Here is a 15,614-nt window from a genome sequence, read left to right on the forward strand (position 1 = left end):
GTGGTGATCATCGGGGCCGGGTTCGGTGGGATCGCCGCGGCGGACGCGCTGCTCAAGGCTGGTTTCGACGACATCGTGATCCTGGAGAAGGCCTCTTCCTCCGGCGGGGTCTGGCGGGACAATTCGTATCCGGGGTGTGCGTGCGACGTACCGGCGCCGCTCTATTCTCTTTCTTTCGCCCTGAATCCGGATTGGTCACGTCGGTATCCGCCACACGGCGAGATTCTCGCTTATCTTCGCGGATATGCCGAAAAAACGGGCATAAGGGTGCGGTATGACGCCGAAGTGGCGAGTGCGGTCTGGGCTGACGGCAGTTGGGGCATTTCGCTCGTTGGCGGCGAAATACTGCAGGCCGACGTGCTGATACCCGCCGTCGGCCAACTGTCCCGGCCGTCCATCCCGGCCCTGCCCGGCATCGAATCCTTCAACGGCGTGGCCGTCCACACCGCCCACTGGACGCCGGAAGTCCCGATCGACGGCAAGCGGATCGCCGTGATCGGCACCGGCGCCAGCGCCATCCAGCTGGTCCCGTCGATCGCCGGGAAGGCCGCCCACATCACCGTCTTCCAGCGGACCGCCCCGTGGACGGTGCCCAAACCGGACCGCCGGTACGGGCGTCTGCGCCGGGCCGCGAACCGCCGGATCCCCGCGCTGATGAAGCTGTCCCGCCTGGCCACCTGGGGTCTGACGCTGGTGCCCGGTGCGGCGCTGGCCGGCAACCGCCCGGTGAACGCGCTGGTCCGCGGCTATTCGTGGGCCCAGCGTCGCTGGCAGGTCCGCGACCCCGAGTTACGGGCGAAGGTCACGCCGGACGAGCCGATCGGCTGTAAACGGCTGCTGTTCACCAACGCGTGGCTGCCGGCGCTGGCCCGGCCCGACGTCGCCCTGGTCACCGAGAAGATCATCGCGGTGACCCCGGACGGCGTCCGCACCGCCGACGGCACCGACCACCCGTGCGACACCCTGATCTACGGCACCGGTTTCGCCGCCACCGAGTTCCTGGCCCCGATGCGCATCACCGGCCGGGACGGCACGCTCCTGGCGGACGTCTGGAGCGAGGGCGCCCACGCCTACCTGGGCCTGGCCGTCCCCGGATTCCCCAACATGTTCCTGGTCTACGGCCCGAACACCAACACCGGCAACACCTCGGTCATCTACTTCCACGAGGCCCAGGCCCGCTGGATCGCGCAGGCGGTGCGCCGGGTCGCGGCCGGCGACATCTTGGACGTACGCCGGGAGGTGGCCGCCGCCTACGACAGCGAGATCCAGTCCCGCCTGTCCACCAGCGTCTGGACGGCCTGCCAGTCCTGGTACCGCACCGCCGCCGGCCGCATCGTCACCAACTGGCCCGGCTCGGCCCGGGAATACGCCCGGCGGACCGCGGACCTGAACCCCGCCGACTTCCTGCCGCGCGGCGGGACCGGAGGGTGATCCGGTCCCGCCGCCGGTCAACCGGTCACCACTTCTGGTTGGTACCGCCGTTGCAGGTCCAGGTGGTGAGCTTGGCGCCGTCGTTGCGGTTGCTGCTCGGGATGTCGATGCAGAGTCCCGAGTTCACGTTGCGATAGGAGTTGTCCGTGTAGTACTGGAACTTCTGGGCCGTGGAGGTGTTGCAGGTGTAGATCTGCAGCACCGTGCCACTGGCCGTGCCCGAGCCCCGCGCGTCCATGCACTTGCCGTTGAACGTGATGAAGCGCTTGGTGTCCAGGTCGTACTGCCATCTCTGGAACGTGCTGGTGCTGCTGCAGGTGCGCATCTCCAGCTGGGTGCTTTCGGCGAACGTCGTACTCGGAATGTTGATGCACTTGCTGTTCCAGCGGCTGACCACCTGGTGGTCGTAGGTCGCGGTGCTCCAGGTGACCGCGCCGTCGCTGTTGCGGTACAGCACCAGGTTGCCGTCGTTCTGCATCCGGAGGGTGCTGGGCCCCTTGGTGTGGGTGTTGGACGACCAGATCGCGACGCCGTCGGACTTGCGCAGCACCAGGTTGCCGTCGACTTGGTTGATCAGCCGGACGCCGGCGGTGGTCTTGGTGCTCCAGAGCGGCTGACCGCCCATGGTCAGCACCACGTTGCCGTCACCCTGCACCCGGGTGGCGTATCCGTTGTGGAAGGTCAGGAACTTCGCCTCACCGAGTTCCTGGTTGGCCAGGAGCCGGGTGTTGGTGGCGTGCCACAGCTGGTTGGTGCCGCCGTTGGCGTCGAAGGTGAGGGTGACGGCGCCGTGGTCGCGGCTGGCGTTCTGGACGGTGATGGCCCGGGCGGCGAAACCGTTGATCCAGGTGTAGTTCTCGCCGCTCTTGGTGTACTTGAACGACTGGTCGGCGACCTCGGTGATGGAGCAGGTGGCGATGGCGAAGCGGATGTTGTTGGCGGCGGTCCGCTCGGAGAGCGCGGCGCACTTGGTGCGGTCGTAGGCGTTGACGATGCGGTAGCGGTCCGGGGTGTTGAAGACGCGCATGGCCATCCACCGCTGCCGGTCGTTGTCAGCGCAGTTGGCCTGGACCAGCAGGCTGCCGTTGGTGAGGCTGTCATTGGCGGCGGCCAGGCATTTCTCGGAGTTCTGGTTGCGCCACTGCCAGGACTGGCGGCTGGGCCGGTTGAGGGTGTCCGCGGCGACGCGGTTGCGGCCGTTGCGGACGAAGTCGTTGACGGCGTCGGGGCCGGCCACGGCCAGGGCCCAGGTGGCGGCGGTGACGAGGTTGTCGAAGCCGTCGGTGCGGGCCGTGGCCCGGATGCTCTCGGCGTTGCGGCGGTCGTTGGCTTCGGCCTCGGCCTCCAGACGGGCGCGGTCGGCCTTGTTGGCGGTGTAGATGCCGGTCTCGATGAAGGCGCGCCAGGCGGCGGGGTCGCTGTTGCGGACCGCGGTGCGGGCGGCGGTGGCGATCTCGGTGCGGCGGGTGTCGCCGTCGGTGAGGTCCCAGATCCAGCGGACGAAGTTGTCGTCGGTCATGGCGAGTTTGCCCGCGTCGGCCAGCACACCGAGGACGGCGGCGGCGGAGAGCAGGGTGCCCTCGCGGGCGATGCGCTCCTGCTCGGCCTTGCCCTTGGTCTCGGCGGCGATGATCTCGTCCTGGACGTCCTGGTCGGCGGCGGTCTGGACACCGGTGACGAGGAAGGCGTGACGTTCTTCGGCGGTGCCGTTGTACGCGGTGGTGGCGGCCGCCTTCACACGCGGGCCGGGAGCCTTGGTGATGATCTCGGCAATGACCTGGTGTTCGGGGTAGACCAGCATCTCGCCGGCCGCGTCGAGCGGCACCTTGGCGGCGGCGTAGGCGGCGCGTTTGAGGTCGCGGGCCTGCCGGGCGGCGGTCTCGTCGCTGATCTGTTTGGCGTCGTCGGCGACCTTGGCGTCGAAGATGCCCTGCAGGATGAACGACTTGCAGACCCAGTCGATGGTGCTGTCCGGGGCGGACAGTGCCAGCTCGGCGGCGTTGCGGATCAGCGGCTGTTCGGCGGTGTGCTGCCAGATCTTGAACACGAAGTTGCGGTCGGTCTGGTTGAGCCAGTCGTTGCCGGGCTCGATGCCGATCTCCCGGGCGGCTTTGATCTTGTCCGGGATGCCGGTGGGAAGCCCGTCGTCCTCGATCGGATCGGCGTCGGCGAGGGCCCTGGTCTCCGCGGCAGGGACGCCGGCCGGGGACGGGTCGGCCGGCGCGGCCTGGCGGGTGGCCGTCTTCGGCGCTCCCGGTGAGGTGGTGGCCGCCGGCGACGGGATCGGGCTCGGTGTCACCGCGGCGGCCGGGCCGGTGATCAGGGTCACCAGGACCGAGGCGGTGGCCGCGACGAACAGTCCGCGGAGGGCGTGTGGTCGCCCGGTGGAAGTGTGCATGAAATCCCCGTTGGTCAGTGAGTGGACGTGCTGGTGCCGCCGATGTGGAAGAGGACGGCGATGGCATGCGAGAACGCAGTGGTGTTCTCGGCCCGGAAGCGCGAACGGTACGGAACCTGTGGATGGGCGTCAATAACCTTTCGACGCGCTGTTAATCGATTATTCATGGTTGTAACAATCAATGAAATGGGTTTCTCAGGTTGATCGGGACGGGGTGGCAGGGCGGTCCGCGGTCGTGTTAGATGCACTCAGGATTCGGCGAACATGAATGAAGCATGTTTGCCGTCGTCGATCCCGTCGCCACCATCCCTGCTGTCCGACCTGTCAGGTGCTACCTGTTCAGGGTGCGGGGATCCGTGGCGTGCGCTTCTCGGCGGGCTTCTGTGAATCACGGGGGATAATTGAATGAATTCTCGACCAGCGGCCCGTGGGGCCGTTTTTCTGGCTGCCCTGGTAACAGTTCCGGGCCTGCTGACCGTGGGCCCGGTACCGGCGTGGGCATCCGCGCCGCCGTCAGTGGTGACGGCTGCCGCGGCGGTTGATCCGGCGGCGGCCGACCTGACCTACGTGACCTATCTGGCGCTGTACGACACGCGGGCGCTGGTGCGGGTCGCGGCCCGTAACGCGATCACCGTCGAGGCGCGCCTGGTGAAGGCGGCGGTGGCGCGATTCCTGAAGTCGGAGATGCCGTTCGCGGTGAGCTACTCGCGGGAGCTCAACGCCGCCAACGCCGATTTCGCCGAGCGGATCCTGGCCACGCACACGCCGGAGTTCGCGCCCGAGGTGCACGCCGCCGCACAGTTCGCGCTGTCGCGGGGCGCGGCGGCGCTGGACGCCTTCGCGAAGACCGGGTACGCCGAGGCCAAGCAGCGTGACCGGGTGGCCCGGGAGGCCGTCGGCGAACAGGCCGCCGCGTTGCGGGCCGAGGACCGGGCGTTCGTGGCCGGGTTGCGGGACACCGACCCGGGGATGAACGTGCGGGCCGCCGCCGGTCACGCGGTGCGCGCCGACGGCTCCGACGCGGACGTGGTGGAGTTCTTCGCCTACGACTGGGCCGCCGCGGCCGCGGTGGACCTGGAGATCCTGAAGGTGCGCTGCGCCGACGCCGACATGGTGGGCCGGTCGAACCTGACCCAGCTGGAGACCAACGCCCGTAACGCCGAGCAGGCCGCGCTGGCCGCCGCCGGCGAGGCGAGAGCACAGAAACTGGCCGCCGCCGCCCGCGCCTGGGAACTCGTAGGCGACCAGGCCGAGCCGCTGCTCGGCACGTGGGCCGAAGCCGAGCGGGTCGCCGTCGAGCAGGCGGCGCACTGGCGGCAGATCGCGCTGGACGCGGCCGCCGCGGCGGCCGGCAACCCGAACTGGGAGTCCGCCGCCGGTTCGGCGCAGGCCACCGCGCAGCAGTGGCAGGTCGAGCGGGACAACGCCGCCGCCCGGGCCGCCTTCTGGGCCGGCCGTCACGAGGAAGCGCTCGCCGGTGAGCTGCGCATGCAGGAATCGGGTGTCGTGACCGGCATCGGCACGCCCGGCGACGGGCCGGCGAAATGAATCTGCGGAAACGAGTGCGTTCGGCGACGCTGATGTCGCTGGCGGCCGCGCTGGTCGTGACGATGGTGCACGTGCCGCCGGCGCTGGCCGGACCGCGCCCGGTCGCGGAGAAGGCGTCCCGGCTCGCGGAGATCCCGATCCCGCCGCTGGTGACCGATCCGTGGGACGGCAGCGAGGGCGTGCCGGAGATGGACGAACGGTGGCGGCAGTGGGTCGCCGACACCGCCGAGTCCGCCGAGGAGCCGGAGATCCGGGACGCCGCGGTGGCCGCGCTGGCCACCGGTGACAACGCGATCATCATGAAGTTCGTCATGGAGGACATGCCGGTCCTGGACCAGCAGGTCACCGACCGTAAGTACAAGGAGGCCGCCGACAACCTGGCCAAGGTCAAGGCGATGAAGGGCACCGGTGCCGCCGGCGGCTACTTCAACGCCGAGGTGGACCGGGTGCTGGCCGGTTCGGCGTACGACCGGGTGTTGTTCCTGGCCTACGGCGCCCGCATCGCCCGGGACCGGGACGAGCAGACCGCGAAACGGACCCTGGAACGGGCCGCGGAACTCCGCCAGCGGGTGCAGACGATCGCGACCGGCGCGCCGGAGGCGTCGCACGTCAAACGGGCCGCCGAGACCGCGCTGGCCGGTGGTGACACGGCGATCGCCACGTTCCTGAAGACCGGTTACCTGACGGCGGCGAACGCGGATGCCGCCGCGTGGGAACAGCACCTCCGGGACCTGGAGGAGGCGGACAAGGCAGCCGAGGCGCTGACCGATCTGGCGAAGCGTTCGGCGCGGGCCAACGAGGCCCGCCGGCAGCTGATGATCGCGCACGGCGAGGCCGTGAAGGCGCTGATGCAGGTTGCCAACGCCATGGGCGGGGCGTCCAACAACGCCCGCGAGGCCCAGCGGATCATCACCGGCACCGCCACCGTCGCGGTCAAACGCAACCAGTTGAGCACGGTCAAGGATCTGGCCGCCGCCGAACAGCAGCGGGTGCGCAACGCCGCGGAGCAGACCCGGGTCGCGGCCGCGAAGGCCACGCTGGCCACCGATGTGCTGGTCGAGACCGGCCTGGAGTACGGCATCGAGTGGGCCCGGATCACCCAGGGCATGAACGAGGCGGCCACCGCCGCGGACCACGCGACCCAGACCGCCGTGCACGCCATCGACGCGACCATCGCCACGAACAACGCCCAGGGCGCCCAGGCGCAGGCCGAAGCCCGCGAGCAGCAGGCGATCACCTGGCACCAGCACGCGGTGGAACACGCCGCCGCGGCCGCGAAACTCGCCACCGCCGCCGAGAAGCAGGCCGCTGCCGCCAAGACCGCGGCGGTGCGCGCCAAGGCCGCCCGCGAGCAGGCCGAGGCCGCCGAACGCAAAGCCGCCACCGAAGCGGCGAAGGTCGCCCAGCAGCGCAGGATCGCCGAGGAACAGGCCGCCGAGGCCGCCCGGCAGCGCAAGATCGCCGAGGACGAGCGCGCCAACGCCGAACGCCACCGCGCCGAAGCCGAACGGCAGGCCGCCATCGCTTCCACCGCGCGTGGTGAGGCTGATCGGCAGGCCGCGATCGCCAACCAGTCGCTGACCAGAGCCGAAACGGCCACCAAGGCAGCCGGGGCCGCCGACGACCGGGCATGGCAGCAGGAGGCCGTCGCCAGGCAGGCCCGCGACGCGGCGAACGCCGCCGAGCGTGAGGAGCAGACGGCCAAGGCGAAGGCGCAGGCGATGCGTGCCGCCGTGGCGTCCGCGGACACCGAGGCCGAGAAGCGCGAAGCACAGGAACAGGCCGACCTCGCCGGCCGGGAAGCCACCACCGCGGGGAACGCCGCACGCTCCGCTCGCGCCGCCGCGAACACCGCCACCGGCGCGGCCGCGAACTCCCGGGCCGCCGCGACGCAGGCGCAGTCCGCCGCCGATCAGGCTCAGGCCGCCGCTGAGAAGGCCCAGGCCGCGGCACAGGCCGCCGACGCGGCAGCGGACAAGGCCGAGTCCGGCGCCCGCGCGACTCATGCTGCCCGGGTCCTGGCCGACTCCAAGGCCGCGCAGGCGACCGCCCAGCAGGTCAAGGCCGCTGCCGCTGCCAACACCGCACAACGGCTGGCGTCCCAGGCCAACGACGAGGCCGGTAAGTCGTTGCGGGCCGCGGACCGGACCCGTGACGAGGCGCAGGCGGCGACCACCGAGGCGGTGGCCGCCAGTGCCCAGGCCGACGACGCGGTGGCCGCCTCCCGGGCGGCGGCGATGTCGGCGGCCGGGATCGCCGACCCCGCCGATACCGCCATCGCGATGGTGCGCCCGTTCACCGGCAGCGACATCGACGCCGACTTCGTGGTCCGCGTCGCTGAGCAGGCCCGGATCATCGGTGCGGAGCAGACCGCCGCCGCCGCCACTCGCGCGGCCGAGGCGCTCGAAGCGGCCAGGCTCGCCGGTGAGGCCGCCGAGCGGGCCGAGACCCACGTCCGGCCCGCCTACCAGGAGGCCGCCAAGGCCGCCCGGTCGGCCGCTGACGCCGCGCAGTCCGCGGCCGTGGCCAAACAGGCCGCCGCCCAAGCCGCCGCCGAGGGCGCGGCCGCCCGTCTCGCCGCCGCCAACGCCGCCCGGCACGACGCCCAGGCCCGTGCCGACGCCACCGCGGCCCGTGCCGCCGCCAACGCCGCCGCCAGCGACGCCAATGCCGCCGGCCGCAGCGCCCAGGACGCCCAGAACGACGCCGACCGCGCCGACCGGGCAGCCACCGCCGCCGAAGCCGACGCCGCAGCGGCCCGCCAGGCCGCAACCGATGCCGAGACCGACGCCGCCGAGGCCCGTTCCGCGGCCGACGGCGCGCAACGTCACGCGGACAGCGCCGCCCAGGCGGCAGGCGCGGCGCTGCAGCACGCGGTCGACGCCCAGAAGGCCGCCGACCGCGCCGAGGAGGCCGAACGCCAGCGACAGGCCCAGGCCATCGCCGACGCCGCGGCCGGCGACCCCCTCGACCCACTCGACCCGGACCTGCTGCAGTACCTCACACCCGAACAACAGGCGGAGTTGCGACAGGCACACGGCGACTCCGGGCTCAGCATCCTCGACTTCCTCCAGGCCGAGGCCGCTGACCTGCTCTGGGAACTCTCCGGAGCCGGCGACCTGGTCGGCTGCTTCCGGGACGGCAATGTCGAGGCCTGTCTCTGGAGCGTGGCGGGCCTGCTCGGCGGCATCAAAGCCGTCCGCGCCGGCTACAAGATCGCCAAGGCGATTCCGAAGATCGTCAAGTTCTTCCAGAAGGTCAAGGACGCCAAGAAGCGCCGTGACGAACTCGTCGCCCTCGCCCGCCGGCTGAAGAAGAAGAAGGACCGCGACGACGAGAGCTGCGACATCCGGCGCAACAGCTTCGTGCCCGGCACCCGCGTGGTGATGGCGGACGGCACCGCCCGGCCGATCGAGGAGCTGACGGCCGGCGATCAGGTCCTGGCCACCGACCCGATCACCGGGACGACCCTCGCCAAGCCGGTCACCGCCACCATCTCCGGCTCCGGTGACAAGAAGCTCGTCGACATCGTCGTCGACACCGGCACCATCACCGCCACCCACAACCACCCGTTCTGGGTGGCCGACCTGGCGGAGTGGGTCGACGCCGAGGATCTCGCCCCCGGGCAGTGGTTGCGTACCAGCGCCGGAACGTTCGTCCAGATCTCGGCGATCCGTCACCGCGGTGCCGAGGCCCGAGTCCACAACCTCACCGTCGCCGACATCCACACCTTTTACGTACGGGCCGGCAGCGCATCCGTTCTCGTGCACAACTGTCACGTCGTGCTGGGGGTAAATCCCCATTCGGACGACCTGGCGGAAGCACTCCGGAAAGCGGGTGACCCGTCGGCGCACACCTTCAACAACAAAGCCAAGTACGGCGTCCCGGGAATCAGTGGCCGGCCGTTGTGGATGGAGAAGGTGGAGGAAGTGATCGGTGACTCCGGCATGAAGCTGAGCGTCACGCTGGACGGTCTTCCGGGAGACACCCCGGAGGAAGCCTTCGCCAACGCCTATCGACGAGGAATGCCCTTCGCCGGCACCTGGAAGATCGCGGCGGGAAGCGGAAACGGAACGGCGTGGGAGATGCTGAAACTCGGAAACCGGATCCGCCTTCCACACGATGACGACGACCGGAAATGGGATGAGATCGACTTCTATTGGCAGGGCAAGATGCTCAAGAAGAACGAATTCCCGGAACCCAACTGGGCCAAGCTGCGGGAAGGATTGACATAAGGTGATCCGCAGCGGGTCGATAGGGTGCGGGGGATGAGCAGAAACGGGCCGAGGTCCGCGGCGGAGCGGCTCTGCCGCGGGGCCGCGAGGAATCCGGCCGCACCCGTCGACCTGCTGCTCCGGCTGCTCGGGAGCGCGCCCTCGTGCGCGTCCCGGGCACTGGGGCTCCGGCTCGATCTGCCCGTTGCGGTGCAGCGAGCGATGGCCGATCATCCGTCGCCCGAGGTTCGCCGCACGCTGGCCGGGCATCCGCAGGTCCGGCCGGAGTTCCGGGACCGGCTCCTGGCCGACCCCGACATGCGGGTGATGCTGCGGGCCTTCGGCGGTCCCGGGCAGCCGCCGTTGTCCGACGACATGGTGACCGGGCTGCTGGCCAGGATCGAGGACCTGCCGCCCGGCGCGCCCCTGACCCCCGGTGAGGTCTACAGCGAACTGTGGCCCGCCATGCGGTACGACCGGCGCCTGTACCGCCTGGCCGCGGCGCACCCGGATCCACGGGTGCGCCGTCACGCGGCAGTCCTCCCACAGTGGCTCGACGAGACGTCCCGCGCGGCGCTGCTCGCCGACCCGGTGCCGGAGATCCGGGCGGCCGCCGCCGCGGCGACAGCGGAGGACGAGCGTGTCATGCGACCGGCGGACCTGCCCGATCGTCATCGCCACGCCTTCGCGGCCGTCCTCCAGCGGCCGCTGTCGCGTGCCCTCGTCGATCAGGTCGTCGCCGACGGGGACGACGAGGCCCTGTTCTTCGTGGCCGTGAATCCGAGCACCCCACCGGACGTGGTCTCGGCTCTGCTGCGCCACCCGGCCGCCGTCATCCGGAGCCGGGTGGCGCAGCGCCCCGACCTGAGTCATGAGCAACTGCTGGCACTCGCCGCCGACCCGGAAACCGAGGTCCGTACCGCGGTCTCGGTCCATCCCGGACTCACCGAGCAGGAGCGGGCCGACATCGACATCGATGTCACAACGGCCGCCGGCGACGGGAATCCCGAGCTGACCGGGGAACCGGTGCCCTCGCTCGCCGACGCGTCGCGGTGGGCCGCCTCGGTGAATCCGCTGCTGCGCCGCCGGGCCGCCCGCCATCCCGGGTTGCCGCCCGAGGTCGTCGACGCTCTCACCCACGACCCCGATCCCGGCGTACGGATCCTGCTCGCCCTGCACCACCCGGACGTACCGCCGGAGTTTCTCCTGCGGTGTTACCTGGAGCATCGCGGTCCCGGCCGGGAAGAGCTGATCGACAACCCGCGCTTCCCGACAACGGGGCTCGCCGCGTTCGCCGATCACGCCGACCCCGCCGTACGGCGGCTGGTGGCCCGTGACCCGGACGCCGAACCGGCACTGGTGGCGCGGCTGGTGAACGATCCGGACGTCACGGTACGACAGACGATGGCCTCCTGCCCGCACCTCCCGGTGCCCCGGATGATCGAGCTGCTCGACGACCCGGACCTCGGCGAACATGCGGCGGCCAACCCCCGCCTCCCGGCCGAGGTGCTGCACCGGCTCGTCGCGGAGGCGCTCCGGGAACAGGGCACACAGAGAAAGCCGGGAGCGAATGGCCTCTGAATGGCTTCCCTACCGCGAATCCGCGGTACGCAGGGCCGGGTTGGAACAGCGCGCCGCCTCCGCGTTGACCGGTTCTGGTCTTCCGGTCAACGCGCGCAGGATGTTCGTCCGGGACTCCGCTCGGGAGTTGGAGACGAGGGAACTCGACGGGTGTGGGAGCGCGGCCTTCCTGGGGCAGTACGAGGACGGCGTCAACACCTACTGGGTCAGCGTGCGGGACGGGTCGGTGTGGATGCTGTTCGGGTACGACGACGTTCCGCAGCGGGCCGCCCGGATCAATACGTCGGTGCCGGCGTTGCAGGCGCTGCTCACGCTGTGGGACGAGTTCATCGGGTCCGGTGTCCACGAGGACGACGACGCTTATGAGGGGCTCGTCGAGGACGTGTTGCGGCGTGCCCGGCAAGCCGATCCGGTGATGTTCGACGACGAGGATTCCTGGTGGTCGAGGGTTTTCGAGGAAGTCGAGCTGGGAGTCCTCGGCCCGGAGTGAACAACGACGGAACCGTGGATCCGGACGATCTGCTGCTGGTCGTCGACCATCCATGGGGGACAGGGGAGACATCGCTGAGCGAGTGGATGGCGCGCGGGCCCGGTCCGCGTAACACCCAGGTGGTGCGGGTCCTGTCCCGTTCGACCGGCGAGGAACTCCCGCTGACCGTCATTCCGCTGGCCTACCGCAACAACCGTGAGTCACGCGCCCTGATCCAGGCCGGTCGCATCGCGTCGCCCTGGCCCGGGCAGGGCGGTGACCCGCCGGCCTTCGACGGGGAGGTGGCGGATCCCGGTGAGGTCGATCGTGCCGTCGCGTCTCTGCTCGGTCAGCTGCGCCGGGGTCCGCTGGACCCCGACGTGGTCCGGCCGGAGTTCGCGTTCCTGATGCCGTCGATGGTCCGGCGGCTGGCGGCCGGGGAGCGCTGGGCGGATTTCGAGGCGGTCACCGGGCTGGCGGTCGCGGCCGGGGTCGCCGAGGTCGGCCCGGTGCTCTGCGAGCTCCTCGACTCGTCCCTGCCGGTGCCGGATCGGGCGCACGTCGTCGAGGCGCTGGTGCGGCTGCGGTTCGACGACGCGGTGGAGACCCTGGAACGAGAGTTCCTGCGTTGTCTGTACGCCGACGAGGACCTCCCCGGCGCTCGACGCTGCCTGCAGGCGTTCGCCAGGATCGGCAAGCCCCGTTCACGGGTGTACCTGAACCTCCTCTCCTGGCGCGACTGGCTGCCACCGGCCCTCCGGGAATTCGCCGTCCAGGAGCTGGAGGCGATCGGCGCCCGCGTGCCCTCGCCGCTGGAGACCGCGCGGCCCGGGATCACACGGCGGTGAGGGAACCGGTGACCAGGCCGGGGAGGGTGGGGATCAGTTCCGGGGGCTGGGGGCGGTTCAGGCCGAAACCCTGGAGCAGGTCCACGCCGGCCGTGGTCAGGTCGGCGGCGGTGGGCTCGTCCTCGACGCCCTCGGCCACCACCGTCATGCCCAGGGAGCGGGCTATCGCGATCACCGAGTCGATGATCGTGGCGTGGGCCAGGGAGTCGTGCATGCGGATCACGAACGAGCGGTCGATCTTCAGCTCGTCGACAGGCAGGCGGGGGAGCAGGCCCAGCGACGTGTAACCGGTGCCGAAGTCGTCGATGGCCACCCGGATGCCCCGGGACCGCAGCGCGGTGAGCTGGGCCGCGACCTGTTCGGGGCGGGTCAGCACGGCCGTCTCGGTGATCTCCACGGTCAGCATCGACGCGGGCACCCGTTCCAGGTCGAGCAGGGTCAGGATGGTGCCGACGGCCCGGTCCTGGGCCAGGTACGCGGCCGGCAGGTTCACCGACACCGGGATGTGGTGACCGGCCGCCTGCCACACCGACGCCTGGTGCAGGGCCTCGGCCAGCACCCAGTCGGTGAGTTCCAGGATCACGTCGGAGCGTTCCGCGTCGGGCAGGAAGACCCCGGGCGGGAGCAGGCCGCGCTGCGGGTGCTGCCAGCGGACCAGGGCCTCGGCGCCGTGCATGCGCCGGGTCCGGGCGTCGTGCAGCGGCTGGTAGTGCAGGCGCAGATGCCCGGCCCGCAGCCCGGTCCGCAGCTCGGTCAGCTGGCGCAGGTCGACCCGCTGGTTGGTGTCCAGGTCGGTGGTCCACTCGACGACACCGGTGCGTTCGTGTTTGGCGCGGCGCATGGCGGCGGCCGCCCGGCGCATCAGCACCGTCACGTCGTGGTGGTCGGCGGTGCTGACGCCGATGCTGGCCTCGACACTGATCGGCAGGCCGTCGACCGGGTGCGGGCCGCGGATGCCGGCGGCCAGGCGGCGGCCGACACTCTGCGGGGTCTGCCCGGCCGGCAGGTCGGAGAGCAGCACCACGAACTGGTCGCCGTCGAGCCGGGCGGCCAGGTTGCCGGGTCCGGTGGCGGTCCGCAGCGCGGCGGCGACCCGGTTGAGCAGGGTGTCGGCGCCGTGGTGGCCGAGCACGTCGTTGGCGTCCTGGAACCGGTCCAGCCCCAGGTGCACCACGGCGACCAGGTCACCGGCGGTCAGGCGGCGCTGTCCCTCGGTCTGTGCGGTGGTGCGGTTCGGCAGCCCGGTCAACGGGTCGGTGCGGGACAGCCGGGCGAACCGGCCGGCCATCGCGGCCAGCAGGTCGACGATCGGCGCGATCCCGTACCGGCCGTCCGGCCAGCTCACCAGCACCGGCTCCTCCCGGTCGGCGGCCGGCCGGGCCAGCGCGGCCTCGGCGGCCACGTCGATGTCGCTGTCGGCGGCCAACTCCAGGGTGGCGGCCCCGGCCATCTGACAGGCGGTGGACTCCGGAGTCGCCCCACCGGATCGGACCCGGTCGACGACCGCCCGGCTGAGCAGCCGGTATCCGTCACCGGTGGCGACGATGACGCCGGGCACCAGGGCGTCGGCGGCGAGCAGGGCCTCCACCTCGCTGAGCGGGGTGCTCGCCGGCATCGGGGTCATCGGCACGCCGATCTCGCCGAGCTTGCGGGGCAGGCGCGGTCCGTGGATGGGGCTCACGCGCAGCCGTCCAGGCGGAAGCAGGACACACCGATCGACTGGTCGCCGCGGGGCCGCAACCGGACCAGCAGACCATCGGCCAGTACGGCGTCGACCCGGTCGCCGGCGGCCGCGGACTTCCACATGCCGGCCAGTTCACCCTGATCCGTCTCGGTCACCAGCGCGGACAGCGCCGGGACCGGCCCGTCTCCGGCCGGAACCGTGACGTCGAGGACGGCGAGACGGGACACCAGGTCGGCGAGGTCACCGCGGACGGCTTCCAGATCGAGTTCGGTGTGCCGTTCCCGGGTGCGGTCGAGCAGCATGCCGTCCCAGACGGTGGCGCCGCCGGGCTCCCGGTGCGGGCGGGCCGCCCCGTACAGCCAGCGGCGGGTGCCGTCCCGGCGGACGACGCTGCCGCGCCAGTCCCACGGCTCCAGGGTCTCGGCGGAGCGCATCACGCTGGCGGTGTAGGTCTCCAGGTCCTCCACCGCGATGGTCTGCAGCACGTTGCCGCCGTTGGCGAGGACCTCGTCCGGTTCGATCTGGTAGATGTCGCGGCAACCGTCCGAGACGAAGGTGAACGACGTCTCCCCGGTCGGTTCCATCCGGAACTGGTAGAGCATGCCCGGCGCGTTGTTGACGGTGTTCCAGAAGCGCCGTTCGCCGTCGGCGATGGTGGCCTCGTTGCGCTGCCGGCCGGTGTCGTCGATGCCGATGGTGCAGACCCCGTAGACCGAGCCGTCCGGGTCGGTCAGCGGCACCCGGGTGACCACATACTGGCGGATCTCGTCGCCGAACGGGATCTCCTCGAGGACGGTCTTGGCGGTGCCGGTCTCGGCGACCTCCTGGTCGTGGGTGCGCCCGAGGGCGGCGACCGGCGCGGACAGCAGATCCGCCTCGGTACGCCCCACCATGTCGGCGGCGGTGACCTGGAAGACCCGCTCGTACTCGCCGTTGACGAACAGGTAGCGGCCGCCCAGGTCCTTCGCCGAGATCATCGCGGTGGTGTGCTGCAGGATCGCGCTGATCAGGGTGTTGCTGCGCTGGAGTTCCTGCTGGGCGCGGTGCCCGTCGGTCTGGTCGGTGATGAACGCGAAGAAGCCGTCCTCGCCGAGCGAGTCGATGGTCATCGACAGCCGCAGCTCGGACCCGTCCCGGTGCACGCCGGGCACCTCGACCGGGCAGCCCAGCATGTCGCTCTCACCGCTGACCAGGTACCGGGCGAAGCCGGCGCTGTGCGCGGACCGCAGGGCCGGCGGGATGATCAGCTCGGTCAGGCGTTCCCCGACGGCCTCGTCCCGGGTCCAGCCGAAGATCTTCTGGGCGGCCGGGTTCCAGTCCCTGATCTCGCCGGACCGGTCGATCTGCAGGTAGGCCAGCCCGGTGGAGCCCACGGCTCGTTCCCGGAGTGCGGCCGCCGGCGGGGCGCTGATCTGAGGGGCTTCGACGGTGAACACGTCCC

The 15,614-nt window shown here is 71.1% G+C and carries 9 protein-coding genes; 6 read left to right on the forward strand and 3 right to left on the reverse strand.

Going from position 1 to position 15,614, the window contains the following annotated elements; all coding sequences use genetic code 11:
- Positions 1-3: 3 nt before the first annotated feature.
- Positions 4-1,431, forward strand: a complete 1,428-nt coding sequence (locus Aco03nite_RS01245; protein ID WP_239144839.1) for a flavin-containing monooxygenase — start codon at positions 4-6, stop codon at positions 1,429-1,431.
- Between the two features lie 25 nt (positions 1,432-1,456).
- Here Aco03nite_RS01245 and Aco03nite_RS01250 read toward each other — a convergent pair whose 3' ends face one another.
- Positions 1,457-3,829, reverse strand: coding sequence for a ricin-type beta-trefoil lectin domain protein (locus Aco03nite_RS01250; protein ID WP_203792680.1), 2,373 nt, complete (start codon positions 3,827-3,829; stop codon positions 1,457-1,459).
- Between the two features lie 405 nt (positions 3,830-4,234).
- Here Aco03nite_RS01250 and Aco03nite_RS01255 point away from each other — a divergent pair, with 405 nt between their 5' ends.
- Genes Aco03nite_RS01255 through Aco03nite_RS01275 form a run of 5 tightly spaced genes read left to right on the forward strand, consistent with a single transcriptional unit; the run spans position 4,235 to position 12,489 of the window.
- A complete protein-coding gene (locus Aco03nite_RS01255) occupies positions 4,235-5,377 on the forward strand; it encodes a hypothetical protein (protein WP_203792681.1) in 1,143 nt (380 codons plus the stop codon).
- A gap of 14 nt (positions 5,378-5,391) precedes the next feature.
- A complete protein-coding gene (locus Aco03nite_RS52525) occupies positions 5,392-9,612 on the forward strand; it encodes a polymorphic toxin-type HINT domain-containing protein (protein WP_239144829.1) in 4,221 nt (1,406 codons plus the stop codon).
- A 33-nt stretch (positions 9,613-9,645) separates the two neighbouring features.
- Complete coding sequence (locus tag Aco03nite_RS01265; RefSeq protein WP_239144830.1) at positions 9,646-11,172, forward strand: hypothetical protein; 1,527 nt, start codon at positions 9,646-9,648, stop codon at positions 11,170-11,172.
- On the forward strand, positions 11,162-11,662 hold the full coding sequence (locus Aco03nite_RS01270) for an SUKH-4 family immunity protein (protein WP_203792682.1): 501 nt from the start codon (positions 11,162-11,164) through the stop codon (positions 11,660-11,662). The genes Aco03nite_RS01265 and Aco03nite_RS01270 overlap by 11 nt, the downstream gene beginning before the upstream one ends.
- Positions 11,663-11,676: 14 nt before the next feature.
- Complete coding sequence (locus Aco03nite_RS01275; protein WP_203792683.1) at positions 11,677-12,489, forward strand: hypothetical protein; 813 nt, start codon at positions 11,677-11,679, stop codon at positions 12,487-12,489.
- Here the strand turns inward: Aco03nite_RS01275 and Aco03nite_RS01280 are convergent.
- Together Aco03nite_RS01280 and Aco03nite_RS01285 are read right to left on the reverse strand one after the other, a co-directional pair.
- Complete coding sequence (locus tag Aco03nite_RS01280) at positions 12,476-14,170, reverse strand: putative bifunctional diguanylate cyclase/phosphodiesterase (RefSeq protein ID WP_203792684.1); 1,695 nt, start codon at positions 14,168-14,170, stop codon at positions 12,476-12,478. The two genes, Aco03nite_RS01275 and Aco03nite_RS01280, sit on opposite strands and share 14 nt — an antisense overlap.
- Positions 14,167-15,609, reverse strand: coding sequence for a PAS domain-containing protein (locus Aco03nite_RS01285; protein WP_203792685.1), 1,443 nt, complete (start codon positions 15,607-15,609; stop codon positions 14,167-14,169). Before Aco03nite_RS01285 ends, Aco03nite_RS01280 begins: the two co-directional genes overlap by 4 nt.
- Positions 15,610-15,614: the final 5 nt, after the last annotated feature.

Origin of the sequence: Actinoplanes couchii, assembly GCF_016862075.1 — a bacterium.
Taxonomy (GTDB): domain Bacteria; phylum Actinomycetota; class Actinomycetes; order Mycobacteriales; family Micromonosporaceae; genus Actinoplanes; species Actinoplanes couchii.

What these genes read in the sequence shown, in the direction of transcription:
- Aco03nite_RS01265 (WP_239144830.1), top strand. Translation starts at nt 9,646, where the DNA reads ATGAGCAGAAACGGGCCGAGGTCCGCGGCGGAGCGGCTCTGCCGCGGG.
- Aco03nite_RS01250 (WP_203792680.1), bottom strand. Translation starts at nt 3,829, where the DNA reads ATGCACACTTCCACCGGGCGACCACACGCCCTCCGCGGACTGTTCGTC.
- Aco03nite_RS01255 (WP_203792681.1), top strand. Translation starts at nt 4,235, where the DNA reads ATGAATTCTCGACCAGCGGCCCGTGGGGCCGTTTTTCTGGCTGCCCTG.
- Aco03nite_RS01270 (WP_203792682.1), top strand. Translation starts at nt 11,162, where the DNA reads ATGGCCTCTGAATGGCTTCCCTACCGCGAATCCGCGGTACGCAGGGCC.